Origin of the sequence: Sphingomonas sp. BK580 (assembly GCF_014194975.1) — a bacterium.
Taxonomy (GTDB): domain Bacteria; phylum Pseudomonadota; class Alphaproteobacteria; order Sphingomonadales; family Sphingomonadaceae; genus Sphingomonas.
Window position 1 is genome coordinate 93,032 of the sequence record NZ_JACIAY010000012.1, and the last position, 23,355, is coordinate 116,386.

Consider the following 23,355-nt stretch of genomic DNA (forward strand, 5'->3'; position numbering starts at 1 on the left):
AGGTAACAATGCAAATTTCAGCAACACTCAGCAGCGCGGCCAACGCCACACCCTCGTCGCCGGCGCTCGGCTCGGTTCGTCAAGCTGGCGAGACGAAGACCAGAGACGCGTCCGCGACGCAGGCGTCCGTGTCTTCGGTCGACAAAGAGAGCTTCGCCGACACGGGCAATCGCGCGCGCCAGCTGCTCGACGCTAAATATGCTGAGGCGCGCAAGGCCGGTACGCGCATCAAGTACGACATGTCGGAGCAAGGCGTGCGCGCCGACTTCTCATCGTTCTCCGATCAGGAACTCGCCTCGATCGCATTGAACCGCAATCACCAGTTCACCGACGACGAGAGTGGGTGGGCGAGAGGTGAATTCACCGAGCGTGCGCGCGTCGCCCTTGCGCCATTCGACAATGACGTCATGCATCGCTTTGATCGTCGCGGCATGGTCCTGGCGGTCAACGTGCTTTATAACAGTGCGACACCGGAAGTGCGTGAGGCACTCCGCTGGGACGAGGCGATGATGGCCTCGGGCGCCGAAATGCTGGCGCGCGACACGAAGGACTTTGGTCCGATCGATCGTCAGTCGGTAGCGCAGCTCGTGCTCGGTACGCGTTCCACCGGTCGTCCGTTGGGGATCGACTTCCTCAACAAAGGCGAGAACTTCAACTTCGATTGGTCGCCGTTGTTCTACACGCCGGCCACCTTCGCGAGGAAGGACGCGGCACCCGCGGAGGAGCCGAGCAGCGCCGGGTCGAAGCACTGAGCCGCGCGCCGCGGCGGGCGCGTGCCCGTCGCGGCGTTTCGGCAAGCAAGCAGGATGGACGCCGGCGCCTCGGCCGATCGCACGAGCGGCGACCACCGCCCGCCGCGGCCTCAGCGCACCCGCGAGAAATAGCGGACGAGCACCCCGCCGTCGGGGTGGTGCGGCGTGGCGCTGGCGACCTGCGTCTGCGCCACCGCCAGCGCCGAGCGGTGCGCGGGATCGAGCAGGTCGGCGCGCTGGAGCGCCTCTTCCGCGACGCGGCGGTTGCTCGCGCTGGCCTCGGGCGCGACCGCGGCGACCAGCTCGCACAGCGTAGCGCCACACCGCACCTGCGCGGGAACGCGCGCGTCGAGATAGGGAACGGCACGCGTCGCCTCCGCGATCGCGCGCTCGTTCTCCGTCGCCCAGCGCGCGTCGCGCGGCTCGGCCGCGAGCCGGCGGTGGAAGGCGGCGGTGCTCGCCGCGAGCGGTACGACCTCGTCCCCGGCGAGCAGGTCGGCGAGCAGCGCGTCGCCCGTCGCGGAAGGGGAGGGCGGCGCGATCGGCGCGGATGACGGCGATGGCGCGGGCGGAACGGTTACGGCGAGCGGCGTCGTCGAGCCGGCGCCCCGCACGACGCGGATCGACACGTTCGACGCGCGCGGTCCGCGGGACGAGCCCACGCTCAGGCTGATTGCCAGTAGGAGCGCCGCCGTCGACGCCGCGGCGATCAGCAGGTGTCGGGTTCGCATCCGCTTTCCTCCGGCCGCGCCGACGCGCGGACAGGTCGAGCGCACCTGAAGCGCGCATCGCGGTCAAGCCGCCGCTGACCCGCGCTGAACGGGCGCGCGGACTTCACCGTTAACCACCCCTCAACCAAATTCCGTCATCCCCTCGCCATCACGGGTCACAGGATCGGGCGAGGGTGATGACGGCGATCGGCGCGACTTCTGCGGCACAGACGGGCGAGACGGTGGACGTCGCCATCATCGGCGCCGGCCCGGCGGGGCTGACCGCCGCCTATCTGCTCACCAAAGCGGGCTACAGCGTCGCGGTGCTGGAGAAGGACCAGCGCTACGTCGGCGGGATCAGCCGCACCGTCGAGCACCAGGGCTTCCGCTTCGACATCGGCGGCCACCGCTTCTTCTCCAAGTCGAAGGACGTCGTCGATCTCTGGAACGAGATCCTGCCGCACGACTTCATCGAGCGCCCGCGGATGAGCCGCATCTATTACGAGGGCAAGTTCTACAGCTACCCGCTGCGCGCGTTCGAGGCGCTGGGGCATCTCGGCATCGTCCGCTCGGCGCTGTGCATGGCCAGCTTCGCCAAGGCGCGGCTGCTGCCGCGGCGCCGCGTGCGCAGCTTCGAGGACTGGACCGTCAACGCCTTCGGTCACAAGCTCTACTCGATCTTCTTCAAGACCTATACCGAGAAGGTATGGGGCATGCCGTGCGACGAGATGAGCGCCGATTGGGCGGCGCAGCGGATCAAGGGTCTGTCGCTCGGCAAGGCGGTGATCGACGGGGTCAAGCGCTCGCTCGGGCTCAACAAGCGCCCCAACGACGGGATGCAGGCCAAGACCCTGCTCGAGAATTTCCGCTACCCGCGGCTCGGGCCGGGGATGATGTGGGAGGCGGCGCGCGACCGCGTCGTCGAGCGCGGCGGGCGGGTGCTGATGGGCCATTCGCTGCGCCAGCTCCACCACCATGCGGCGAGCGGGCGCTGGACGGTGAGCGCCGACACCGACGCCGGTATCGCCACGGTCAACACCGCGCACGTGATCTCCTCGGCGCCGATGCGCGAGCTCGCCAGCCGGCTCCACCCGCTGCCGGCGGCGTTGCCCGAGGCGGCCAACCTGAAATATCGCGACTTCCTCACCGTCGCGCTGATGATCCGCTCACCCGAGCTGTTCCCGGACAATTGGATCTACATCCACGATCCCAAGGTGAAGGTCGGCCGCATCCAGAACTTCCGCTCCTGGTCGCCCGAGATGGTGCCCGATCCCGCGATCGCGTGCGTCGGCCTGGAGTATTTCTGTTTCGAGGGCGACGGGCTGTGGACCTCGAGCGACGAGCAGCTGGTCGCGCTGGCGACGCGCGAGATGGCCGCGCTGGGGCTGTGCGACCCGTCGCACGTCGTCGGCGGCACCGTGGTGCGGCAGGAGAAGGCCTATCCCGTCTACGACGAGGATTACGCGCAGAACGTCGACATGCTGCGGCGCGAGCTGGAGGGCCGCTACCCGACGCTCCACTGCGTCGGCCGCAACGGCATGCATCGCTACAACAACCAGGACCACGCGATGATGACCGCGATGCTGACGGTCCGCAACATCCAGGCCGGCGCGCGCGTGTACGACACCTGGGCGGTCAACGAGGACGCCGAATATCACGAGAGCGGGCGCGAGGGCGAGGCCGCGGCGCTGTCCAGCCTGCGCCAGGTGCCCGAGCGGCTCGGCGCGGACGTGCGCCGCGCGGCATGACACGATGATCCTGCGGCGGCATCCCGCCGCGCCGGTGCTCGCCGGCTGGCTGCTGACGTCGCTGCTGCTTCTGGCGGCGAGCTGGGACTCGATCCGAGTGCGGCTGTTCCTCGACGCCGACGACGCGATGCGGCTGCTCGAGGTGCGCGACTGGCTCGGCGGGCAGGGCTGGTTCGACGTCGCGCAGCACCGGCTCAACCGCGGCGACTTCCCGATGCACTGGTCGCGGCTGGTCGACCTGCCGCTGGCGGGCGCGATGCTGGCGCTGCGCCCGCTGCTGGGCGCGGGCGGCGCCGAGCGCGTGGCGCTGGTGCTGGTGCCGCTGCTGACGCTGCTGGCGGTGACCGCGCTCGCGGCGCTGCTGACGCGTCGGCTCGCCGGGCGCGCGCGCGTGCCGTACGCGGTGCTGCTGGTGGCGCTCGCCTCGCCGCTCCTGTTCCAGCTGCGCCCGCTGCGGATCGACCATCACGGCTGGCAGGTCGCCGCCGCGCTCGCCGCCGCCGCGGCGCTGCTGGCGCCGCCGACGCGGCGCACCGGCGCGCTCGCGGGCGCGGCGCTGGCGGTGCTGCTGACGATCTCGCTCGAGGGGCTGCCGATCGCCGCCGCCACCGCCGGGATCGCCGCGCTCGGCTGGGTGTGGCGGCCGGCGCGCGGGGGCATGGTGGTGACGCTCGGCTGGACGCTGGCGGGCGCGGCGAGCGCGCTCCATCTCGCCACGCGCGGGCCGCTGTGGGCGCGGCCGGCGTGCGACGCGATGGCGCCCGCGTGGCTGGCGGTGCTGTGGGTCGCCGCGGCGGGCTTGACGGTCGCGGTGGGCGTGGGGCTATCGGTGGCGGGCCGTGCGCGCGCCTCCGCTCCTCCGTCCTCCCGGACGTGCTTCGATGTCTCTGGGTTTGGACCTGGGTCGCTCGTCACGCCCGATGTCAGAGGCGGAGTGGCGGGATCGGACACATTTCTCCCCTTCAGGGGCGAGGCAGGGGGTGGGGCGCCGCCGCGTCCGCTGCGCTCGCGGCGAGCTCCCACCCCGACCCCATGGGGGAGGCGCTCAGCGCTAGCTCTTCCGTTCGCAGGAACACCGGTGCAGCTCGCGCTCCGTCTCGTCCTGCTCGCGCTCGCGGGCGGGGCCGCCGCGGCGACATTGCTCCTGCTCGCCCCCGGCTGCCTCGCGGGACCGTTCGCGACGCTGCCGCCGCTGGTCTATCGCCTCTGGTATCTCAGCGTGCTCGAGGGCCGGCCCGTGTGGGACCAGCCGCCCGCGCTCGCCGCCGCCGCGATCGGGCTGCCGCTCGCCGGGCTCGCCGGCACCGCCTTGGCGCTGCTTCGCCTGCCGCCGCGCCCGCTGACCGCCGCCCCGCGCGAGCGCTGGTGGCTCTACCTGCTGCTGCTGCTCGCCGCGACCGTGATCGCCCTGTGGGTGAGCCGCGCCGCCGCCACCGCCAACGCGCTCGCGGTGCCCGGCGCCGCGGTGCTGCTCGCGACGCTGCTGGCGCGCGCGCGCCGCCTCACCGCGCCGCTGCCGCGCACGCTGGCGACGCTCGGCGCGCTGCTGCTCGCCTCGCCCGGCCAGGTCGCGGCCGCCGCGCTGCTGCTCGTGCCCGGCCCGGTCGAGCGCGCGCGCGGCGACTCGCGCCGCCCGAGCTGCGCCGCCGCCACCGACGTGCGCGCGCTCGCCGCGCTGCCGCCCGGCAGCGTGTTCGCGCCGCTCGACCTCACCCCCGAGCTGCTGGTGAGCACGCGCCATCGCGCGATCGCGGGCGGCTATCACCGCGGCGCGCGCGCGATGGAGCGGGTGCTGCTCGGCTTCACGCTGCCGCCCGCGCGCGCGCGCGCGATCGTGGCGGCGAGCGGCGCCGATTACCTCGCCGCCTGCCCCGGCCTGCCCGAGCTGGCGCAATACCGCTCCGCCGCCCCGGACGGCCTGTGGGCGCGGCTGGAGCGCGGCGAGCGGGTCGCGTGGCTGGCGCCGCTGCCCGTGCGCGGTCCCGTGCTCGCCTGGCGGGTGGTGCGCGACCCCTTGCCCGCGGGGGCCGCGCGCCACTAAGGCGCTCGCGATGCAGGCAGACCGGCTCCATTGGTGGCAGACGCGGTGGTTCGTGCTCGCCGCCATGGTGGCGGCGTGCGTGCCGCTGCTGTGGCCCGACATCCCCCCGATCGTCGACCTGCCCGGCCACATGGGGCGCTACCGCGTCCAGCTCGACCGCGGCGCGCACCCGTGGCTGACCGACTGGTACCGGTTCCGCTGGTCGCTGATCGGCAACCTCGGTGTCGACCTGCTGATCGAGCCGCTCGCGCCGCTCATCGGGCTGGAGCCGGCGGTCAAGCTGATCATCCTCACCGTCCCCGCGCTCACCGTCGGCGGGCTGCTGTGGATCGCGCGCGAGGTGCATGGGCGCATCCCGCCGACGGCGCTGTTCGCGTTGCCACTCGCCTACGGCTATCCGTTCCACTTCGGCTTCGTGAACTTCGCGCTGTCGATGGCCTGGGCGCTGTGCCTGTTCGGGCTGTGGCTGCGGCTGGCGCGGCAGGGGCGCTTCGGGCTGCGCGCGCTGCTGTTCGTGCCGCTCTCGTGCATCCTGTGGGTGTGTCACACCTTCGGCTGGGGCGTCTTGGGTGTGCTGGCCTTCTCGAGCGAGCTGATCCGCCAGCACGACCTGCGTAGCGCGCGCGCCGCGGGTTGGCTGGAGAGCTGGGTGCGCGCCGGCCTGGGCTGCGTGCCGCTGGCGCTGCCGATGGTGCTGATGGTGGCGTGGCGCTCGGGCGCCGACGTCACCGGGCAGACCGCCGACTTCTTTTACTGGAACACCAAGATCGCCTGGATCGTGATGGCGCTGCGCGACCGCTGGATGTGGTTCGACGTCGCCAGCATGGCGGTGATCTACCTGGTGCTGTTCAAGGCGGTGCGCGACCCGCGGATGGGCTATTCGCGCCACCTCGGCCTCTCGGCGCTGTTCATGCTGCTGGTGTACATCCTGCTGCCGCGCATCGTCTTCGGCTCGGCCTATGCCGATATGCGGATGGCGCCTTTCATGGTGGCGGTGGCGGTGATCGCGATCCGGCCCAAGCCCGGTGCCGACCTGCGCCACGCCGCTCTGCTCGCGGCGGCGGGGCTGAGCTTCTACGGGGTGCGCCTCGCGGCGACGACGATCAGCTTCGCGCGCTTCGACGCCGACTATGACGCGGAGCTCGCCGCGCTGCCGCACGTGCCGATCGGGGCGCGGCTGATCAGCTTCGTCGGGCACAATTGTGTCAACGCCTGGCGCATGTCGCGGCTGGAGCATCTGCCCGCGATCGCGCTGGAGCGGCGGCTCGCCTATACCGACGACCAATGGTCGATGGCGGGGGCGCAGCTGCTCACCGTCCATTACCCCGATGCCGGGCCCTATGCGCACGATCCGACGCAGATCGTCACCTCGGTCAAATGCCCGTACGAGTGGTGGCGGCCGGCCAATTACGCGTTGGCGCGCTTCCCGCGCGACGCCTTCGACTACGTCTGGCTGATCCGCCCGCCGGCGTACAACCCGCGCTTCACCGCCGGGCTGGTGCCGGTGTGGCGCTCGCCGACGAGCAACTCGGTGCTGTTCCGCGTCGACCATGACGCGCCCGCGATCGACGCCAGCGACGAGGAGCTGGGCGTGCCCAAGTGGCTGATCGAGCGGATGCAGCGTCGCCGCGAGCGGCTTGAGCGGCTGCGCGAGCGGCAGGAGCGCGAACAGGAGCGGCTAGAGCGGTTGCGGGTGGAGCAGGAGCGGTAGGGCTGCCGGGTAGGTGACGCTGCAACTCCTCCCCGCGAGCGGGGAGGATCGGCGCTTCATCCCCGCCGGAAGGGCGTCATCTCTCCCAGGAACTCCTGCTCCTGCGCCACCGCGGCGCGCTCGCGCACGAGGAAGTCCGCCACCGCCCGGCGGAACGACGGGTCGGGGAGGTAATGCGCGGACCACGTCGGCACCGGGACATAGCCGCGGGCAAGCTTGTGCTCGCCCTGCGCGCCCGCCTCCACCGTCTTCAGCCCGCGCGCGATCGCGGCGTCGATCGCCTGGTAGTAGCACAGCTCGAAGTGGAGGAACGGCACCTCCTCGGTGCAGCCCCAGTAGCGGCCGTACAGCGCGTCGTCGCCGATCAGGTTGAGCGCGCCCGCGATCGGCACGCCGTCGCGCTCGGCCAGGATCAGCAGCACGCGCTCGCCCAGCGCCGCGCCGAGCAGCGGGAAGAAGGCGCGGGTGAGATAGGGGCGACCCCATTTGCGGCTGCCGGTGTCCTGGTAGAAGCGCCAGAACGCGTCCCACTCGCGCTGCCCGATCGCGGCGCCGCTGAGATGGCGGATCGTCAGCCCCTCCACCGCGGCGGCGCGCTCCTTGCGGATCGCCTTGCGCTTGCGGCTGGCGAGCGCGCCGAGGAAGTCGTCGAAGCTGGCAAAGCCCTGGTTCTGCCAGTGATATTGCGTGCCCTCGCGGATCAGCCAGCCGGCGCGTTCGAACCGCGCGATCTGGTCGGGCGCGACGAAGGTGGCGTGCGCGGAGGAGAGATCGTGGCGGTCGGTCACCGCCTCCAGCGCGGCGATCAGCGCGGGTGCCGCGTCGGGGTCGCGCAGCAGCAGCCGCGCCCCCGGCACCGGGGTGAAGGGCACCGCGACCTGGAGCTTGGGGTAATAAGCGCCGCCGGCGCGCTCCCACGCGTCGGCCCAGCCGTGGTCGAAGACATATTCGCCCTGGCTGTGGCTCTTGGCATAGGCCGGCGCGATCGCCGCCGGGGCACCGTCGGCGCCGTCGACCACGATGGGGATCGGCTGCCAGCCGCTGCGCCCGCCGACGCTGCCGGACTCCTCCAGTGCGCTGAGGAAGGCGTGGCCGAGGAAGGGGTTGGCGGTGCCGGCGCAGGCGTCCCACTGGTCGGCGGGGAGGGCGCCGACCCCCTCGGCGATTCGCGCGGTGAGCGAGGTCATCGCTGCCTAAGTTAGGCGCGAGCGGGCGGGGGTTAAAGGACGGAGGCGCGGTGGGCGCGGTTTCCGCCGGCGGTTCGGTGCCGTCGCTCACCCCGCGCGCCACCGTCATCCCGCGTCAGGCCCGGGATGACGGTGGCGCGCAGGTCGTCGCGACGGCCGCGACTACGTCCGCCGAGTCGGACGGGCTCGCGGAAGCGACCGGCGCGGCCCCGCTCAGAGCGACGCGGCGACCTCGACGATGGCGTCGACTTCGACCGCGGCGCCGAGCGGCAGCGCCGCCACGCCCACCGCCGAGCGCGCGTGCTTGCCGGCGTCGCCGAACAGCTTGACCATCAGCTCGCTGGCGCCGTTGGCGACCTTCGGCTGGTCGGTGAAGTCGGCGGTGGAGTTGACGAACACGCCCAGCTTCACCACCCGCGTGACCTGCTCGAGCGAGCCGAGATGCGCCTTGAGCTGCGCCACCAGCATCAGCGCGCAGCGCTGCGCCGCGTCCTGGCCCTGCTCGAGCGAGACGTCGTCGCCGAGCCGACCGGTGACGACCGCGCCGTCCCTGAAGGGCAGCTGGCCCGAGACGTGGAGGAACCCGCCCGCGGCGACGACGGGGACGTAGGCGGCCACCGGGGCGGCGGCCTGGGGCAGCGTCAGGCCGAGCTCGGCGAGCGCGCGGTCGATACGATCGGTCATGCGCTTCCCCTGCGGCGCGCGCCCTCGCGGGTCAAGTCGGGGACGGGTCGAGGTCGATATCGCGTCCGCTTGTCGCCGGTACCTCGGTACCCCGGTGAGAAGGGCCAACCCGCCCCGGTCAGGCCTGCGCCGCCGCCTCCAGCGCGGGCGCGTGCTCGGCCGCGGCGAAGCGCGCCGCGATCCACGCCTCGGCCGCGCGCCAGTCATCGATCCGCGCGTGTGCCAGCGGGGCGGCGGGCACGCCCGCGGCGAGCGCGGGCTCGGCGATCATGTGGAGGCGCCACACGCCGGGCGCGTGCTTCGCCACCGACTCATGATGGTGCGGCAGGTCGTCGACGAAGACGGTGACCGGGTCGCCGTGTTCCGCCACCAGCCGCGCCACCGGGGCGCCCTTGCCGCCCTGGTTGCACTCGACCCGATGCGTGATCCCGAACCGCTCGAGCTGCTCGACCCGGTGCGTGCGACACTGGTCCTCGAGGTTGGTGAGGATGACAATGTCGGCGCGCTCGGCCAGCCGCGCCAGCGCCGCGCCGGCGTGCGGCACGAGCGTCTGTCGTGCCATCTCGGCCGGGAAGAAGCCGCCGAGATAGCCGAACATCTCCTCCTGCGTCAGCGGCGCGCCGCCGCGCCGCCGCATGTTCTTGGCGAGTTCCCAGCTGTCGTAGCGGAACTCGATGTCGTGCGCTTCGTCGAGCCAGGTGGCGAAGTGGCGCACCATGTGGAGCAAGACCTCGTCGCAGTCGCTGATCAGCAGCGGTCGGGTCATCGTGGCGCTTCCTCCAGTCGGGCGCGCGCCGCGACCAGCGCGGCCGGGGTGGTGCCGGTCGCCGCGGCGCAGGCGAGAAGATCGGGTTCGTGCGCCTCGAGGAAGGCGAGGCACGCGGCGAGAACGGCAGGGTCGCGCAGCCGCGCGCGCAGGTCGTCGGGCGCCAGCCCCGTCACGCCGATCAGTCGTTCGGCGCGCAACGGTTCGTTAAGCGTCCAGGCAAGAGCGTCGAGCGCGATCGTCGTCGCGTCGGGCTGGATTGGATCGGTTCGGACCATTATCTATCTGGCGTCAGAGGAGAAAGCGGCGCGTGGCCAAGCGGGTGCTCGTTGTCGAGGACAATGAACTCAATCTCAAGCTGTTCTGTGACCTGTTGCGGGCGCACGACTTCGCGGTCGAGCCGGTGCGCGACGGGCGCGAGGCGGTGGAGCGCACCCGCGCCTTCATGCCCGACCTGATCGTGATGGACATCCAGATGCCGCACGTCACCGGCTACGAGCTGATCCTCGAGCTCAAGGCCGACGACGCGCTGCGCCACATCCCCGTTATGGCGGTGACCGCTTATGCCGGGCGTGAGGATGAGGAGCGCATCCGTGCCGCGGGGGCGGATGCTTATATCTCCAAACCGATCACTTTGGCGCGCTTCATCACCGCGGTGGGGTCGCTGGTGTGAGCGGGGGCGGGATGCCGCTCGCCCGCGGCTGAGCGACGGCCTCTGCCTCTTCCTTGTTCCCCGGCGGAAGCCGGGGCTCAGGTGGGAAGGCGGCGGTGTGTCTCACCAGCGTCCCCCAACTGGGCTCCGGCTTTCGCCGGGGAACAGGCTTGTTGGGGAAGGTCGAGTGCCACGACCGCCCGCGATCACATTCACCCTACAGATCGAGCGCCCAGCCGTCGCGCCCGCGCGGGTCGGGGGCGCGCTCGGGGACGTAGCGGGTCGCGCCCGCGCTCAGCCGCAGGATCGTCCAGTCGCCGCGGCGGTCGACCGCCTCCAGCGCGCAGCCGCAGCGCTCGAACGCCGCCACCACCTCGGCGCGCTGCGTCTCGAGCAGCCCCGCGAGCACGATCGCGGCGCGCGGCGCGGCGATCGCCGCCACCTCGGGCGCCATCGAGATCAGCGGGCCGGCGAGGATGTTGGCGATCACCAGGTCGTAGGGCGCGCCCGCCGCGATCGCCTCGGAGAGCGCGCCGTCCGCCACCACCAGCGCGATGCCGTCGACCGCGTTGGCCGCCATGTTCTCGCGCGTGACCGCGATCGCGGCGGGGTCGATGTCGGTCGCGGTCACCTGCGCCCCCGGCCAGAGATGCCGCGCGGCGAAGGCGAGCAGCCCGGTGCCGGTGCCGAGGTCGATCGCGTTGGTCACCTCGCGCCCGGCCAGCGAGTCGAGCATCGCGAGGCAGCCCGAGGTGGTGGCGTGATGCCCGGTGCCGAAGGCCTGGCCCGCGTCGATCAGGAAGGCGCGGCCGTTCGGCGGCGCGGCGACCGGGTGCGCGCTGGTGTGGACGACGAAGCGCCCCTCGCTGATCGGCTCCAGCCCGGCCTGGCTTAGCGTGACCCAGTCCTGCGCGGTGAGCGGCGTCACCGCGGGATCGGCACCCGCCGCACTCGGCACCAGCGCGCGCAGCGCGGCGAGCATGGCGGCGTCGGGCTCGTGCTCCATGTACGCGTCGAGCCGCCAGCGCTCGCGGTCGTCCTCGACCTCCTCGCTCGTCATCAGCACCGCGTCGATCGCGAGATCGTCGGCGGCGTCGATCGCTTCGGCCTCGGCGCGGGTGCAGGGCAAGGTGACGCGCCAGCTGTCGATCGCCTCAGCGGACATAGCTGGCCCCGTTGACGTCGAGCACCGCCCCGGTCATCGACGGCGGCGCCTCCAGCGCGAGGAAGCGCGCCACCGCCGCCACTTCCTCGGGCTGGGCAACGCGGCCGAGCGGGATGTCGGCGAGCAGTTTGTCGCCGCCGCGGCTGGCGAGATAGTCCTCGGCCATGCCGGTCATGGTGAAGCCGGGGCAGATCGCGAAGGCCAGGATGTCCTCGCGGGCATAGCCGCGCGCGATCGTCTTGGTCATCGCCACCATGCCCGCCTTGGCGGCGGCGTAATGCCAGTGCGCCGGGCTGTCGCCGCGATAGGCGGCGCGGCTGGCGACGTTGACCAGCCGCCCGCCGCGCCCGCCCGCCTGCCAGTGGCGCACCGCCAGCCGGCTGAGCTCGGCCGCGGCGGTGAGGTTGATCCGCAGCGTGCGCTCCCAGCCCGCGACCCAATCGTCCGAGTCGAGCGGGTTGGCCTCGAACACGCCGGCGTTGTTGATCAGCACGTCAATCCGGCCGCCGAGCCGGTCGAGCGCGGCGTCCCACAGGCGCGCGGGGGCGGCGGGGTCGGCGAAATCGGCGGCGAGGCCGCTCGCGGTGGCGTGGCGCGCGAGCGCGACACCCGGGACGGCGTCGAGCGTGGCGGCGACGGCGGCGCCGATGCCGCGGCTCGCGCCGGTGAGGAGGATGTTGACCATGCGCGCCGCGATAGGACGGAAGCGGGGGGCGGGGCCAGAGGGGTTGAGCGGGCGCAGCGTGCGCGACCGGCCGGTCGGCGATCCTGCCTGAGGCCGTCGTCCCATCTCCTCCGTTCGCTTCGAGTCGCCGTCCCGCCGGCCGAGACGCGCTCTCGACGAGCCGACCGCTGCCCTGGCCGAGCGGATGTGGTCGTAGATGCGGCCCTGGCGAGCGGGTGAGGAGGCGGACGGCGGCGCCCGCTACACCGCTTCCCCGGCTCGCCCCCTCACCCCTCGCTCGCGGCGAAGCTCTCCGCCGAGGCGCGCAGCGCGTCGAAGCGGTCGCCGATCTGCTCGAAGGCGTGGCCGAGCGACATGATCTCGCCGGTCACCTCGTTGGTATCCTCGCGGATCGCGGCGATGGTGTGCGACATCGAGTCGGCCGCCATCGCGGTCTCGTCGACCGCGGCGGTGATCGCGGTGACCGTCTGCGCGTGCATCTGCATCGCCGCGGTCACCTGCACCGCCGAGCGCCGCACCTCGCCGACGGTGTGCTTGATCGAGGCCGAGGTGTCGACGGTCACCCGCGTGGCGGCCTGGATCGCGGCGATCTTGGCGGCGATGTCGTCGGTGGCGCGCGCGGTCTGGCTGGCGAGGCTCTTCACTTCCTGCGCCACCACCGCGAAGCCGCGCCCGGCGTCGCCCGCGCGCGCCGCCTCGATCGTGGCGTTGAGCGCGAGCAGGTTGGTCTGCCCGGCGATGTCGCGGATCAGCCCGAGGATCGACTCGATCGACTTGGCGTGTTCGCTCAGCGCCGCGCTGGCGCTCACCGCGTCCGCGGCCTGAGCGCTGGCGTCCTCCAGCGTGGTGCTGCAGGCGCGCATGTCGCTCTGCACCGAATCGATCGCGCGGATCAGCCCGGCCGCGGTCGCGGCGGCGTCGCGCATCGCGAGCGCCGACTGCTCCGCCGCGGTGGCGACCTCGCTGGTCTTGTCGAGCATGCCGCGGGTGGAGCCCGCGGCGGCGCGCGCCTTCTCGCGCACGACGTGGCCGCGCGCCGCGATCGCGCCGATGCCATCGCTGATGCTGGTGCGGAACGCCGCCGAGCGCTCGGCGCGCGCCGAGCGCGTGGCGGCGAGCGACAGCGCGCCGAGCCGCGACGCCATCAGGTCCGATTCCATCATCGCCAGCCGCAGCACGACGTCGCTGAGCCGCTCGAGCCGCGCTGCGTCTCCCGCGCAGCCGGCGCCGAGCAGCCGCAGCGTGTGCCCGTGGGCACGGCTCAGGCCGGCGAGCAGCAGCGTCAGCGGCACGCCGTTGGCCTGGGACACGTCGACCTGGCCGATCACCATCGCGTGCCAGCGCTCGCTGAACGGCTCCTCGTAGCGCAGCCGCATATACTGCGTCGCGCGGGCGAGCTGCTCGTCGAGTCGCGGCCCGGTGATCGCGCGCATCGCCGCGGGCAGCGTGGGCAGCGCGAGCAGATAGTCCCAGAAGGTGCGCGCGACCTCGCGCCAGCCGTCGGCGGCGTCGAGCAGTCCGGCGATCTCGCGGCACGCCGGCAGGATGCCGCCGTCCCAGTCGAAGTCGCCGACGCGGTCGATCAGAGCGCGCTCATCGTGGTGGACCATCCGCATCGACGCTCACTCGGCTGGAGGATCAGGCCGCGACCTTGCTGGCGAACTCGCCGGCATGGCCGTCGAGCGCGCCGAGTCGCCCGGCGAGCGAGTCGAAGCCGGCGCCGAGGCGGTCGATCTCGGTCGCCACCGTCTCGGTGTCCTCGCGGATCGCGGCGATGGTGTGCGACATCGAGTCGGCCGCCAGCGCGGTCTCGTCCACCGCGGCGGTGATCGCGGTGACGGTCTGCGCCTGCGACTCCATCGCGTGGCGGATCCGCGTCGCCGACTCCTGCACCTCGGCGACGGTGGTGCGGATCGAGGCCGAGGTGTCGACGGTCACCCGCGTGGCGGCCTGGATCGCGGCGATCTTGGCGGCGATATCGTCGGTGGCGCGCGCGGTCTGGCTGGCGAGGCTCTTCACTTCCTGCGCCACCACCGCGAAGCCGCGCCCGGCGTCGCCCGCGCGCGCCGCCTCGATCGTGGCGTTGAGCGCGAGCAGGTTGGTCTGCCCGGCGATGTCGCGGATCAGCCCGAGGATCGACTCGATCGACTTGGCATGGTCGCTCAGCGCGCCCGAGACGTTGACCGCGTCGCCCGCCTGACCGGCGGCGCGAGTCGCGATGTCGGCGGCGACCTCGACCTCGGCGCGTGCATCCTCGATCGCGCGGATCAGTCCGGCCGCGGTCGAGGCGGCGTCGCGCATCGCCACCGCCGACTGCTCGGCCGCGGCCGCCACCTCGCTGGTCTTGCCGAGCATCCCGCGCGCCGCCGAGGAGGCGTGCGAGGCCTGGGCGCGGAGGTGGTCGCCCTCGCGCGTGGTGTCCTCCACCGTCACCGCGATGCCGTCGCGGAACTCGACGGCGAGCCGGTCGCGCGCCACCTGGGCGCGATGCTCGCGATAGGAGGCGTACATCTCGACGGTGATCTCGCCCTCCAGCGCGGACAGGCGCATCAGCGTGTCGACCAACTCGGGCAGGCGCGGGTCCTCGCGCGCCACCGAGGCCATCAGCACGTCGAGCGCGGCGCGATCGCTCGCGCTGATCATCGACAGCAGCGCCATCGGCGTCACGTCGGCGGCATAGGCGCCCGCGACCGAGCGTTCGATCGACTCGATCCAGGCGCGCTCGCGCGTGCGCAGGAAGCGATTCTCGAGGAAGATGCAGCCGAGATCGACCATCCGCTCGCTCTCGTGCGCCGCCCACGAGCGTCGATCGGCGAAGCAGCGCTGCCACTGTTCCCAATAGGCCTGCGCGATCTCGCGGATGCGCGGCTCCAGCGCGGCCCATACGTCCTGCGACGCCTGGGTCAGCCGGCCGTCGACGTCGAACACGCGGAAGCGGGCGGTGAGGTCGAAGGCGGCGGCGACCGATCCGATCGGCGGCAGGTCGTGGGACAAGGAGCGGCTCCCGCTAGAGTCAGAGTCGGGACCGTAGCTAGCCTCCGCGGGTTAATAGTGAGTTAGGCAACGCCCATCGATCCCCCTGGTGTAACCGGCACCAAGCTTGCATCGCGCCGCCGCTGGCCGCATAGACCGCGCCAAATCTGTCCGCCGTATCGTCACCTGAGGAATCCAGCGCTTGGCCTCCAAACCCGCCCGCCCGCGCAGCCCGCACCTGTTCAGCGGCCCGCTGCAGCTGCACTATCGCTGGTCGCCGGCGATGACCGCCTCGATCTTCCACCGCGTCACCGGCGACGGCATGGCGACGGTCGGAACGCTGCTGCTCGTCTGGTGGCTCGCCGCGATCGCGGCCGGGCCGCAGGCCTATGGCGTGTTCCTCCACGTCTTCACCACGTCGAGCGGCGCGCTCAACCCGCTCGGCTGGATCGTCGGCGTGGGGCTGACCTGGTCGCTGTTCCAGCACATGATGAGCGGCATCCGCCATCTCATCCTCGACACCGGCGCGGCGTTCGAGCTGAAGGTCAACCGCACGCTGGCGGTGCTCACCTTCGTGCTGTCGGTGCTGCTCACCGCTGGCTTCTGGTTTGTCCTTCTGGGGGTCAAGTGATGGGTACCGAGATCGGCCGCGTCCGCGGGCTGGGCAGCGCGCACGCCGGGGCGCATCACTGGTGGCACCATAAGATCACCGCCGGCACTAATTTCCTGCTGCTGGTGTGGTTCCTGGCGTCGATCGCCATGCTGCCGTCCTATGACCACACCACCGTGCGGCTGTGGCTCTCCTCGGCCTGGGCGGCGGTGCCGATGGCGCTGCTGATCGCCTCGGTCTTCTACCATTTCCGCCTCGGCCTGCAGACGGTGATCGAGGATTACTCGCACAAAGAGAACCGCTTCGTGCTGACGATCCTGCTCAACGTGTTCACCGCCGCGACCGCCGGCACCGCCATCTTCTCGATCCTCAAGGTCGCCTTCGGAGCCGCCGCCTGATGTCCGACGCGTATAAGATCATCGACCACACCTATGACGCGGTGGTCGTCGGCGCGGGCGGCTCGGGGCTGCGCGCGACCATGGGGATCGCCGAGAGCGGGCTGAAGACCGCCTGCATCACCAAGGTGTTCCCGACGCGGTCGCACACCGTCGCGGCGCAGGGCGGGATCGCCGCCTCGCTCGGCAACAACTCGCCCGACCATTGGTCGTGGCACATGTTCGACACCGTCAAGGGCTCCGACTGGCTCGGCGACCAGGACGCGATCGAGTATATGGTGCGCGAGGCGCCCGCCGCGGTCTACGAGCTGGAGCACGCCGGCGTGCCGTTCAGCCGCAACGACAACGGCACGATCTACCAGCGCCCGTTCGGCGGGCACATGCAGAACATGGGCGAGGGCCCGCCGGTGCAGCGCACCTGCGCCGCGGCGGACCGCACCGGCCACGCCATGCTCCACGCTTTGTACCAGCAGAGCCTGAAGTATGACGCCGACTTCTACGTCGAATATTTCGCGCTCGACCTGATAATGGAGAACGGCGCCTGCCGCGGCGTGATCGCCCTGTGCATGGAGGACGGCTCGATCCACCGTTTCCGCGCGCACGCGGTGGTGCTCGCCACCGGCGGCGGCGGCCGCGTCTACCAGTCGGCCACCTCGGCGCACACCTGCACCGGCGACGGCAACGGCATGGCGCTGCGCGCCGGCCTGCCGCTGCAGGACATGGAGTTCGTCCAGTTCCACCCCACCGGCATCTACGGCGCCGGCGTGCTGATCACCGAGGGCGCGCGCGGCGAGGGCGGCTATCTCACCAACTCCGAGGGCGAGCGCTTCATGGAGCGCTACGCCCCCAGCGCCAAGGACCTCGCCAGCCGCGACGTGGTGGCGCGCTCGATGGCGATGGAGATGCGCGAGGGCCGCGGCGTCGGCAAGGAGAAGGACCATATCTTCCTCCACCTCGACCATATCGATCCCAAGGTGCTGCACGAGCGGCTGCCCGGCATCACCGAGACCGGCAAGATCTTCGCCGGCGTCGACCTGACGCGCCAGCCGCTGCCGGTGACGCCGACGGTCCATTACAACATGGGCGGCGTGCCCTGTAACTACCACGGCGAGGTCGTGCGGCTGAAGGACGGCGACCCCGACTCGGTCGTCCCCGGCCTGTTCGCGGTCGGCGAGGCGGCGTGCGTCTCGGTCCATGGCGCCAACCGGCTCGGCTCCAACTCGCTGATCGACCTGGTCGTGTTCGGCCGCGCCACCGGGCTGCGGCTGAAGGAGACGCTCAAGCCCGACACGCCGCACAACCCGCTGCCGAAGGGCTCGGAGGAGATGGCGCTGAGCCGGCTCGACCATTTCCGCCACGCCGCGGGCAGCACGCCGACCGCCAAGCTGCGCGGCGAGATGCAGCGGACGATGCAGCGCCACTGCGCGGTGTTCCGCGACTCGGCGCTGCTGGCGGAAGGCGTCGAGAAGATCGAGGCGATCTACCAGGGCGTGCAGGACGTCGGCGTGACCGACCGCTCGCTGATCTGGAACACCGATCTGGTCGAGACGCTCGAGCTCGACAATCTGATCGGCCAGGCGGTGGTGACGATGAAGAGCGCGGCCAACCGCAAGGAGAGCCGCGGCGCGCACATGCACGAGGACTTCCCCGAGCGCGACGACGCCAACTGGATGAAGCACACGATCGCGACCTTCGACGGCTGGGGCGGCAAGAGCGGCGCCACCGCGATCGATTATCGCCCGGTGCACGACTACACGCTCACCGACGACGTCGAGTACATCAAGCCCAAGAAGCGCGTGTACTGATCAGCGGACCTCGACCAGGCGCTCGCCGGCGGCGAGGGCCTGGTCAGGCCGCGCCGTCGAGGCGTTCGGCGAGCCAGCGCGCGATCAGCGCCTGACGCGTGGTACCGCTCTCGGCGGCGAGTCGGTCAAGCCGGCGGACGCGCCATCCGGGCAGGTCTAGCGCGACGCGCTCGATGTCGTTGATCCGCTCGGCCGCACCCCAATCGATCAGGTCGCTGATGTCGTCGCCCGCGTCGAAGCGTCGATCGAAGTCCTCACTGCTCATCGGCTCGCTCATAGGCCCTCGCTTCCTCCGGTCGCGCACGGCGCACCGAGATGATCCGGATCCGGTCACTGCGCTCGGTCACCACGGCCGTCCACAAACGGCCGGCGATACGGCCGACGACGAGCCAGCGCGACTCGACCAGCGCCGATCGGTTTACCGGCACGCGCAACGCGCTTGGATCATGCCACAGCGCCTGCGCCGTAGGAAAGTCGATGCCGTGCTTGAGCCGGTTCGCGGCACTTTTCGCAGCATCGAACTCGAACACTCCTAATCGTAGATCACGCGAGCACCGCGCGGGCGCCGTGCCCGCCTTTTCTTGCGGCCGCTCGGGAACCCTCGTCCGCCCCGTCGCTTACCGCCGCCATGACCGACAGCAACGCGGCGCGCTACCCGCTCCTCGCCAACCCGCACATCCAGCTCCACGGCACCGTGGACGACATGATGTACGCACGGTTCAAGGAGCAACTCGCCGCCGTGCCCGCGGAGGGCCCAATCGTCATCTCGCTTACCACCCTCGGCGGCGATCCCGAGATGGCGCGCGCGATGGGCGACTCGATCCGCCTGCTGCGCGAGTACACCGGTCGTGAGGCGCTGTTCCTCGGCAAGGTCGCGGTCTATTCCGCCGGCGCGACCTTCATGTCGGCCTTCCCGGTCGAGTGCCGCTTCCTCACGCGCAACTCGCGCCTGATGATCCACGAGCGCAGCATGACCAGCACGCTCCAGCTCTCCGGCCCGCTCAACACCATCCCGCCGGTCCTCAAGGCGAAGCTCAACGAGATCGCCGACTCGATCCGCATCCAGGAGGAGGGCTTCGCCGACCTCGTCCGCGGCAGCCAGGTGACGCTCGACGAGCTCAAGAAGCGCGCGCCGGACAATTGGTACATCGAGGCGAACGAGGCCCGTGACCTCGGCCTGGTGCTCGACGTGATCTGACGTTCCCGCCGCGCGGCCAGCCCACGGGCTGACCCGCGGCGGGGCACCTCACGCGAACGCCGGCGCCTGGCGGAGCTGGTGATAGGCGCTGATCACCTTGGCCAGCATCGCCTCGTGGCTGCGGTCACCGCCGTTGCGGTCGGGGTGATAGCGGCGCACCAGCTCGGAATAGCGGCGGCGCAACGCGGCGCGGTCGGCGTCCGCCGCCAGCCCCAGTGTCTCCAGGTTGCGGCGATCCTCCCCCGACAACGGCTTGCCATCGGTGCGCTCGGGCGCGGCGGTGCGGCGGAAGCGCGCGCCGATCGCGTCGAGCGGGTCGGCGAAGTCGGCCCAGCGCGGCCCCTGGTCGCCGCTGCCCGCGCGCGCGAACGCCCGCGTCTCGCGCTCCCACCCCGCCAGCGGCCGCTGCGCGCGGTGGATCTCCTCCGCGGTCATCCCGTCGAAGTAATTGTAGCCCGCGTTGAAGGCACGGATATGGTCGAGGCAGAACCAGCGGAAGCGCGGCGGCCCCTCGGCGTTGGCCGGCCCCTCCAGCGGCGGTGCGCGGAACTCGCCGGCGGCGGCGCAGCCGGGATGCGCGCAGGCCTGCGCCGCGCCTTCCACGCGGCCGTGGAACCTCGTCTGCGGTCGATCCTTGTTGGGCTTCACTGAACTGCCGTCGCTTCCCGGACAAAGGACGGTATATGGGAAGGATGACCGACGCTTCCACCGGGCCGATCGCGGCCGAGATCACCGCCCGTCTCACCGCGGCGCTCGCTCCGTCGCGGCTCGAGGTGATCAACGAGAGTGCGCATCACCGCGGCCACGCCGGCGACGACGGCAGCGGCGAGAGCCACTTCCGCGTTGTGGTGGAGAGCCCCGCCTTCACCGGCCGGTCGCGGGTCGAGCGCCAGCGGCTGGTCAACCGCGCGCTCGCCGAGCTGCTCGCCGACCACGTCCACGCGCTCGCGATCCGCGCCACCGCGCCGGGCGAGCCGGCGTGAGCGGTTACCGGCTCTGGTACTGGCCGACGATCCAGGGCCGCGGCGAGTTTGTCCGGCTCGCGCTCGAGGCCGGCGGGATCGCCTATGAGGACAGCGCGCGCGCGCACGGCATGGAGGCGATGCTGGCCGACATGGCCGCGCACGCGCCCTTCGCGCCGTTCGCGCCGCCGTATCTGGTGGCGGACGGCCGCGCGGTGGCGCAGGTCGCCGACATCCTGCTCTACCTCGGCGACCGGCACGGGCTGGCACCGGGCGACGCGGCGACGCGCTACTGGCTCCACCAGCTCCAGCTCACCGTCGCCGACCTGGTGGCCGAGGCGCACAACGTCCACCACCCGGTCGCGGCCATGGCCTATTACGAGGAGCAGAAACCCGAGGCGGCGCGCGCCGCGGCACCATTCCGCGACGAGCGCATCCCCAAGTTCCTCGACCATTTCGAGGCGGCGACGCGTGCCGTCGCGGGCGACTGGGTCGCGGGCGAGCGCTGGAGCTATGTCGACACCTCGCTGTTCCAGGTGATCGCGGGGCTGCGCTACGCCTTCCCGCGGCGGATGGCGACGCTGGCCCCGCGCTACACAGGGCTCGCGAAGCTGCACGACCGCGTCGCCGCGCTCCCCACGGTGAAGGCCTATCTCGCCAGCGAGCGGCGGCTGGCGTTCAGCGAGGAGGGCATCTTCCGCCACTATCCCGAACTCGACGACGGGTGAGGGCGTCCCACCTCCCCGACGGGGAGGCTCGATCGGTGACTCCCTCGCTCAGATCCCCGCCCACCAGTCGTAGTCGACGTTATCTTCCCAATAGCCGCCGCGCCCCTTGCCCACGCCGGCGAGCGACTCCACCGCGGTGAGGCGCATCAGATATTTCGCCTGCTTGTAGCCGAGCTGGCGCTCGACCCGCAGCCGCAGTGGCGCGCCGTGGCCGACGTCGAGGAAGCGGTCGTTCATCGCCCAGGCCAGGATCGTCTGCGGGTGGAAGGCGTCCACCCGGTCGATCGATTCGTAATAAGGCGCGCCGCCGTAATAGTCGGCGCAGGTGAAGACGACGTAGCGTGCGCGGTCGCTCAGCCCCGCGGCGCGGAGCACGTCGGCGAGCCGCGGCCCCTGCCACTTGCCGATCGCGCTCCATCCCTCGACGCAGTCGTGCCGCGTGATCTGGGCGCGCTGCGGGAAGACGCCCAGATCGCGCAGCGACAGCGCGAGCGGGCGCGCCACCAGCCCGTCCACCGTCAGCCGCCAGTCGGCGAAGCGCCCGTCGCGCAGGGCTGCGTAGGCGTCGGTGCCCGGGTCGCGCGTGCCGTTGGTGCGGAAGCGCGGCGACATCTGGTCGGGGCGGAACTCGGGTGCGAGCGCGTCGCGGTCGAACAGCGCGCGCTGCAGCCCGCGATGGATGTCCTCGCCCTTGAACAGGATCGTGCGGACCTCGGGCTGCTGGATGACGCGGTCGCACGCGCCGAGCAGCAGCGCGCTCCCCCCGGCCGCGCCGCGCGCGAGCAGCTGGCGCCGCCGCCACATCATTCGGGCACCCGCCACCAGCCGGTGATCATCGAGCGCAGCTCGTTGCCGATCCCGGCGAGGATGACCAATGTCAGGTGCACGACGGTGAACAGCGCCAGACCCGCCATCGCGAGGAAGTGGAGCGAGCGGGCCGACTGGCGCCCGCCGAACAGCTCGAGCAGCCACGGCCAGGCCGCGTCCATCCCCGGCGAGAGCGCCAGGCCGGTGAGAATGACGAGCGGCAGCAGCACGAAGATCACCGCGACGTAGCTCAGCTTCTGCAGCACGTTGTACTCGCCCGGGGCCTCGGGATCGTGGAAGCGCAGGTCGAGGTGAGCGCGCACGTCGGCGGCGATATGCGCTGGCGCGAGGTCGCGGCGGCGCAGGCGCAGGTCGCGCTGGAAGTGGCGGTTGATCAGGCTCACGATCATGTAGCCGAGCAGCGAGAAGGCCAGCACCAGCGCGAAGAACAGGTGCCAGCGCCGCGAGATCGCGAGATTGTAGTTGGCCGGGATGGTCAGCCACGCGGGGAAGCGCGGCAGCTGCGCCCAGGCATGGTCGAAATTGGCGCCGTAGCGTCCCCAGTAGAGCCGCGGGTGCGCGTTGGAGATGCCCAGCCCCGAGCCGATCAGCACGATCACCGCGACCGCGTTGAGCCAGTGCCACAGCCGCGTGGCGAGCCGGTGACGGCGAATGGCGGTTGCACCCATGCACCCAGCCTAGCAGAGGTTAGCCCATGACCGAATGGCATTTCTACGAGCCCGAGCAGGGTCATGGCCTGCGCCACGATCCCCTCAACGCGATCGTCGCGCCGCGCCCGATCGGCTGGATCAGCACCGTGTCGCGCGCCGGGGTGCGCAACCTGGCGCCCTACAGCTTCTTCAACCTGTTCAACTACAGGCCGCCGATCGTCGGGTTCTGCTCGGTGGGCGCCAAGGACTCGCTGGCCAACGCGCGCGAAACCGGCGAGTTCGTGTGGAACCTGGCGATCCGCGACCTCGCCGAGGCGATGAACGCGACCTCGGCCGCCACCTCGCCCGAGACCGACGAGTTCGCGCTGGCCGGGTTGGAGACGCTGCCCTCCGCCAAGGTGCGGCCGCCGCGCGTGGCGGCCAGCCCGGTGCAGTTCGAGTGCGTCGTCACCCAGGTGGTGCAGCTCGAGTCGCGCGCCGGCGATCAGCTGCCGTCGTGGCTGGTGCTGGGCGAAGCGGTGGCGGTCCATCTCGACCGCGCCCTGCTCGACGACGGTGTCTACCAGACCGCGCGCGCGCGCCCGATCACGCGCGGCGGTGGCCCGGCGGATTACTTCGAGATCACCCCCGAGCAGCTGTTCCGGCTGGAGCGGCCGAAGGGCTGAGGCGCGGGGCGCGGAGGTCTTCCCCGACAGGGCGAAGGGGACGAGCCGAAGGCTGCTGGAGGGGGGATGGCCGCAGGCGTTACGGCAGACGGCAGCGGTGTCGCCCTCCACGTTTCATAACACCCGCGGCGAGCTCCCTCTGTCAGCGCTGCGCGCTGCCACCGCCCCGAACCGGAAGGATTTGCGCGCGCTACGCCACCGGCGCGGTTCCTACGGTGGCGACGATCACCGAGAACAGCAGCCCGCCGCGCTGGTCGAGAAGCTCGACCCGCCAGTCCTCGCCGCGCAGCAGCGCATCGACCTCGTCGCGCATCACGTCGGCCGCGAAGCGGACGGCCGCCGCGCGAGCGTCCGCCAGCGTGCTGAACTCCTGCCCGATCGCGTCGGGGTGCGAGACGCCGTCGCGCACGTTGAAGAAATAGCGCTGCATCAGCGGCTCC

At 71.7% G+C, this 23,355-nt stretch carries 27 protein-coding genes; 12 read left to right on the plus strand and 15 right to left on the minus strand.

The genetic code is table 11. The annotated features are described in order from the left end of the window. Positions 1–8 precede the first annotated feature (8 nt). Entirely contained in the window at positions 9–752 is a 744-nt protein-coding gene (locus FHY05_RS18290) for a hypothetical protein (RefSeq protein WP_183945874.1), read from the plus strand. 110 nt (positions 753–862) lie between these two features. Here the strand turns inward: FHY05_RS18290 and FHY05_RS18295 are convergent, their stop codons facing one another. After that, positions 863–1,483 carry a hypothetical protein gene (locus FHY05_RS18295; RefSeq protein WP_183945875.1) on the minus strand — a complete coding sequence of 207 codons (621 nt, stop codon included), beginning with the start codon at positions 1,481–1,483 and terminating at the stop codon, positions 863–865. Between the two features lie 176 nt (positions 1,484–1,659). On the opposite strand from FHY05_RS18295, the gene FHY05_RS18300 reads away from it, so the two are divergent. Genes FHY05_RS18300 through FHY05_RS18310 form a run of 3 tightly spaced genes read left to right on the plus strand, consistent with a single transcriptional unit; the run spans position 1,660 to position 6,962 of the window. Next, entirely contained in the window at positions 1,660–3,210 is a 1,551-nt protein-coding gene (locus FHY05_RS18300) for an NAD(P)/FAD-dependent oxidoreductase (protein WP_183945876.1), read from the plus strand. Positions 3,211–3,214: 4 nt separating this feature from the next. Further along, positions 3,215–5,251 carry a hypothetical protein gene (locus FHY05_RS18305; protein WP_183945877.1) on the plus strand — a complete coding sequence of 679 codons (2,037 nt, stop codon included), beginning with the start codon at positions 3,215–3,217 and terminating at the stop codon, positions 5,249–5,251. Between the two features lie 10 nt (positions 5,252–5,261). After that, complete coding sequence (locus FHY05_RS18310; RefSeq protein ID WP_260181689.1) at positions 5,262–6,962, plus strand: hypothetical protein; 1,701 nt, start codon at positions 5,262–5,264, stop codon at positions 6,960–6,962. 56 nt (positions 6,963–7,018) lie between these two features. Here the strand turns inward: FHY05_RS18310 and FHY05_RS18315 are convergent, their stop codons facing one another. From FHY05_RS18315 to FHY05_RS18330, 4 genes are all read right to left on the minus strand, one after another. Further along, positions 7,019–8,149, minus strand: a complete 1,131-nt coding sequence (locus FHY05_RS18315; protein WP_183945878.1) for a GNAT family N-acetyltransferase — start codon at positions 8,147–8,149, stop codon at positions 7,019–7,021. Between the two features lie 213 nt (positions 8,150–8,362). Beyond that, entirely contained in the window at positions 8,363–8,833 is a 471-nt protein-coding gene (locus FHY05_RS18320) for a RidA family protein (protein WP_183945879.1), read from the minus strand. A 118-nt stretch (positions 8,834–8,951) separates the two neighbouring features. Then, positions 8,952–9,599, minus strand: coding sequence for an HAD family hydrolase (locus FHY05_RS18325; RefSeq protein WP_183945880.1), 648 nt, complete (start codon positions 9,597–9,599; stop codon positions 8,952–8,954). Then, positions 9,596–9,877, minus strand: a complete 282-nt coding sequence (locus FHY05_RS18330) for a DUF3572 family protein (protein WP_183945881.1) — start codon at positions 9,875–9,877, stop codon at positions 9,596–9,598. Before FHY05_RS18330 ends, FHY05_RS18325 begins: the two co-directional genes overlap by 4 nt. A 32-nt stretch (positions 9,878–9,909) precedes the next feature. On the opposite strand from FHY05_RS18330, the gene FHY05_RS18335 reads away from it, so the two are divergent. Continuing rightward, positions 9,910–10,272: a response regulator gene (locus FHY05_RS18335; RefSeq protein WP_183945882.1), complete on the plus strand. Its 363-nt coding sequence runs from the start codon at positions 9,910–9,912 to the stop codon at positions 10,270–10,272. Between the two features lie 196 nt (positions 10,273–10,468). Here the strand turns inward: FHY05_RS18335 and FHY05_RS18340 are convergent, their stop codons facing one another. From FHY05_RS18340 to FHY05_RS18355, 4 genes are all read right to left on the minus strand, one after another. Then, positions 10,469–11,416 (minus strand): 50S ribosomal protein L11 methyltransferase, encoded by a 948-nt coding sequence (locus FHY05_RS18340; RefSeq protein WP_183945883.1) that lies wholly within the window; start codon positions 11,414–11,416, stop codon positions 10,469–10,471. Further along, positions 11,406–12,101, minus strand: a complete 696-nt coding sequence (locus FHY05_RS18345; protein WP_183945884.1) for an SDR family NAD(P)-dependent oxidoreductase — start codon at positions 12,099–12,101, stop codon at positions 11,406–11,408. The genes FHY05_RS18340 and FHY05_RS18345 overlap by 11 nt, the downstream gene beginning before the upstream one ends. Before the next feature lie 266 nt (positions 12,102–12,367). Beyond that, on the minus strand, positions 12,368–13,711 hold the full coding sequence (locus tag FHY05_RS18350) for a methyl-accepting chemotaxis protein (protein ID WP_260181690.1): 1,344 nt from the start codon (positions 13,709–13,711) through the stop codon (positions 12,368–12,370). 28 nt (positions 13,712–13,739) lie between these two features. Then, positions 13,740–15,095 (minus strand): methyl-accepting chemotaxis protein, encoded by a 1,356-nt coding sequence (locus FHY05_RS18355; RefSeq protein WP_260181691.1) that lies wholly within the window; start codon positions 15,093–15,095, stop codon positions 13,740–13,742. A 181-nt stretch (positions 15,096–15,276) separates the two neighbouring features. On the opposite strand from FHY05_RS18355, the gene sdhC reads away from it, so the two are divergent. From sdhC to sdhA, 3 genes are read left to right on the plus strand one after another with little or no spacing between them, the layout of a single operon-like run. Then, on the plus strand, positions 15,277–15,705 hold the full coding sequence (gene sdhC, locus FHY05_RS18360) for a succinate dehydrogenase, cytochrome b556 subunit (RefSeq protein WP_183945886.1): 429 nt from the start codon (positions 15,277–15,279) through the stop codon (positions 15,703–15,705). Continuing rightward, positions 15,705–16,082: a succinate dehydrogenase, hydrophobic membrane anchor protein gene (gene sdhD / locus FHY05_RS18365; RefSeq protein ID WP_183945887.1), complete on the plus strand. Its 378-nt coding sequence runs from the start codon at positions 15,705–15,707 to the stop codon at positions 16,080–16,082. The genes sdhC and sdhD overlap by 1 nt, the downstream gene beginning before the upstream one ends. Further along, the gene (gene sdhA, locus FHY05_RS18370) at positions 16,082–17,884 is read left to right on the plus strand and encodes a succinate dehydrogenase flavoprotein subunit (protein WP_183945888.1); all 1,803 of its coding nucleotides are present in this window, start codon (positions 16,082–16,084) and stop codon (positions 17,882–17,884) included. Before sdhD ends, sdhA begins: the two co-directional genes overlap by 1 nt. Before the next feature lie 43 nt (positions 17,885–17,927). Here sdhA and brnA read toward each other — a convergent pair whose 3' ends face one another. Continuing rightward, positions 17,928–18,149: a type II toxin-antitoxin system BrnA family antitoxin gene (brnA, locus tag FHY05_RS18375; protein WP_183945889.1), complete on the minus strand. Its 222-nt coding sequence runs from the start codon at positions 18,147–18,149 to the stop codon at positions 17,928–17,930. Then, the gene (locus FHY05_RS18380) at positions 18,139–18,414 is read right to left on the minus strand and encodes a BrnT family toxin (RefSeq protein ID WP_183945890.1); all 276 of its coding nucleotides are present in this window, start codon (positions 18,412–18,414) and stop codon (positions 18,139–18,141) included. The genes brnA and FHY05_RS18380 overlap by 11 nt, the downstream gene beginning before the upstream one ends. Before the next feature lie 98 nt (positions 18,415–18,512). Between FHY05_RS18380 and FHY05_RS18385 the strand changes: the two genes are divergently transcribed. Next, complete coding sequence (locus tag FHY05_RS18385) at positions 18,513–19,082, plus strand: ATP-dependent Clp protease proteolytic subunit (protein ID WP_183945891.1); 570 nt, start codon at positions 18,513–18,515, stop codon at positions 19,080–19,082. Positions 19,083–19,130: 48 nt separating this feature from the next. Here FHY05_RS18385 and FHY05_RS18390 read toward each other — a convergent pair whose 3' ends face one another. Continuing rightward, complete coding sequence (locus FHY05_RS18390) at positions 19,131–19,730, minus strand: DnaJ domain-containing protein (protein WP_183945892.1); 600 nt, start codon at positions 19,728–19,730, stop codon at positions 19,131–19,133. Between the two features lie 44 nt (positions 19,731–19,774). On the opposite strand from FHY05_RS18390, the gene FHY05_RS18395 reads away from it, so the two are divergent. Next, entirely contained in the window at positions 19,775–20,065 is a 291-nt protein-coding gene (locus FHY05_RS18395) for a BolA family transcriptional regulator (RefSeq protein WP_183945893.1), read from the plus strand. Beyond that, positions 20,062–20,772 (plus strand): glutathione S-transferase, encoded by a 711-nt coding sequence (locus tag FHY05_RS18400; protein ID WP_183945894.1) that lies wholly within the window; start codon positions 20,062–20,064, stop codon positions 20,770–20,772. Before FHY05_RS18395 ends, FHY05_RS18400 begins: the two co-directional genes overlap by 4 nt. A gap of 48 nt (positions 20,773–20,820) precedes the next feature. Here FHY05_RS18400 and FHY05_RS18405 read toward each other — a convergent pair whose 3' ends face one another. Together FHY05_RS18405 and FHY05_RS18410 are read right to left on the minus strand one after the other, a co-directional pair. Beyond that, a complete protein-coding gene (locus FHY05_RS18405) occupies positions 20,821–21,579 on the minus strand; it encodes a molybdopterin-dependent oxidoreductase (protein WP_409321847.1) in 759 nt (252 codons plus the stop codon). After that, positions 21,576–22,268, minus strand: coding sequence for a cytochrome b/b6 domain-containing protein (locus FHY05_RS18410; protein ID WP_183945895.1), 693 nt, complete (start codon positions 22,266–22,268; stop codon positions 21,576–21,578). Before FHY05_RS18410 ends, FHY05_RS18405 begins: the two co-directional genes overlap by 4 nt. A 26-nt stretch (positions 22,269–22,294) precedes the next feature. Between FHY05_RS18410 and FHY05_RS18415 the strand changes: the two genes are divergently transcribed. Then, positions 22,295–22,915, plus strand: coding sequence for a flavin reductase family protein (locus FHY05_RS18415; RefSeq protein ID WP_183945896.1), 621 nt, complete (start codon positions 22,295–22,297; stop codon positions 22,913–22,915). Positions 22,916–23,105: 190 nt separating this feature from the next. Here the strand turns inward: FHY05_RS18415 and FHY05_RS18420 are convergent, their stop codons facing one another. Then, positions 23,106–23,345 carry a DUF6894 family protein gene (locus FHY05_RS18420; protein ID WP_183945897.1) on the minus strand — a complete coding sequence of 80 codons (240 nt, stop codon included), beginning with the start codon at positions 23,343–23,345 and terminating at the stop codon, positions 23,106–23,108. Positions 23,346–23,355 lie beyond the last annotated feature (10 nt).

Bases quoted from the DNA above. Each gene is read 5' to 3' on its own strand.
- FHY05_RS18290 (WP_183945874.1), top strand. From the start codon at position 9: ATGCAAATTTCAGCAACACTCAGCAGCGCGGCCAACGCCACACCCTCG.
- FHY05_RS18295 (WP_183945875.1), bottom strand. From the start codon at position 1,483: ATGCGAACCCGACACCTGCTGATCGCCGCGGCGTCGACGGCGGCGCTC.
- FHY05_RS18300 (WP_183945876.1), top strand. From the start codon at position 1,660: ATGACGGCGATCGGCGCGACTTCTGCGGCACAGACGGGCGAGACGGTG.
- FHY05_RS18305 (WP_183945877.1), top strand. From the start codon at position 3,215: ATGATCCTGCGGCGGCATCCCGCCGCGCCGGTGCTCGCCGGCTGGCTG.
- FHY05_RS18310 (WP_260181689.1), top strand. From the start codon at position 5,262: ATGCAGGCAGACCGGCTCCATTGGTGGCAGACGCGGTGGTTCGTGCTC.
- FHY05_RS18315 (WP_183945878.1), bottom strand. From the start codon at position 8,149: ATGACCTCGCTCACCGCGCGAATCGCCGAGGGGGTCGGCGCCCTCCCC.
- FHY05_RS18320 (WP_183945879.1), bottom strand. From the start codon at position 8,833: ATGACCGATCGTATCGACCGCGCGCTCGCCGAGCTCGGCCTGACGCTG.
- FHY05_RS18325 (WP_183945880.1), bottom strand. From the start codon at position 9,599: ATGACCCGACCGCTGCTGATCAGCGACTGCGACGAGGTCTTGCTCCAC.
- FHY05_RS18330 (WP_183945881.1), bottom strand. From the start codon at position 9,877: ATGGTCCGAACCGATCCAATCCAGCCCGACGCGACGACGATCGCGCTC.
- FHY05_RS18340 (WP_183945883.1), bottom strand. From the start codon at position 11,416: ATGTCCGCTGAGGCGATCGACAGCTGGCGCGTCACCTTGCCCTGCACC.
- FHY05_RS18345 (WP_183945884.1), bottom strand. From the start codon at position 12,101: ATGGTCAACATCCTCCTCACCGGCGCGAGCCGCGGCATCGGCGCCGCC.
- FHY05_RS18350 (WP_260181690.1), bottom strand. From the start codon at position 13,711: ATGGTCCACCACGATGAGCGCGCTCTGATCGACCGCGTCGGCGACTTC.
- sdhD (WP_183945887.1), top strand. From the start codon at position 15,705: ATGGGTACCGAGATCGGCCGCGTCCGCGGGCTGGGCAGCGCGCACGCC.
- sdhA (WP_183945888.1), top strand. From the start codon at position 16,082: ATGTCCGACGCGTATAAGATCATCGACCACACCTATGACGCGGTGGTC.
- brnA (WP_183945889.1), bottom strand. From the start codon at position 18,149: ATGAGCAGTGAGGACTTCGATCGACGCTTCGACGCGGGCGACGACATC.
- FHY05_RS18385 (WP_183945891.1), top strand. From the start codon at position 18,513: ATGACCGACAGCAACGCGGCGCGCTACCCGCTCCTCGCCAACCCGCAC.
- FHY05_RS18395 (WP_183945893.1), top strand. From the start codon at position 19,775: ATGACCGACGCTTCCACCGGGCCGATCGCGGCCGAGATCACCGCCCGT.
- FHY05_RS18405 (WP_409321847.1), bottom strand. From the start codon at position 21,579: ATGATGTGGCGGCGGCGCCAGCTGCTCGCGCGCGGCGCGGCCGGGGGG.
- FHY05_RS18410 (WP_183945895.1), bottom strand. From the start codon at position 22,268: ATGGGTGCAACCGCCATTCGCCGTCACCGGCTCGCCACGCGGCTGTGG.
- FHY05_RS18415 (WP_183945896.1), top strand. From the start codon at position 22,295: ATGACCGAATGGCATTTCTACGAGCCCGAGCAGGGTCATGGCCTGCGC.
- FHY05_RS18420 (WP_183945897.1), bottom strand. From the start codon at position 23,345: ATGCAGCGCTATTTCTTCAACGTGCGCGACGGCGTCTCGCACCCCGAC.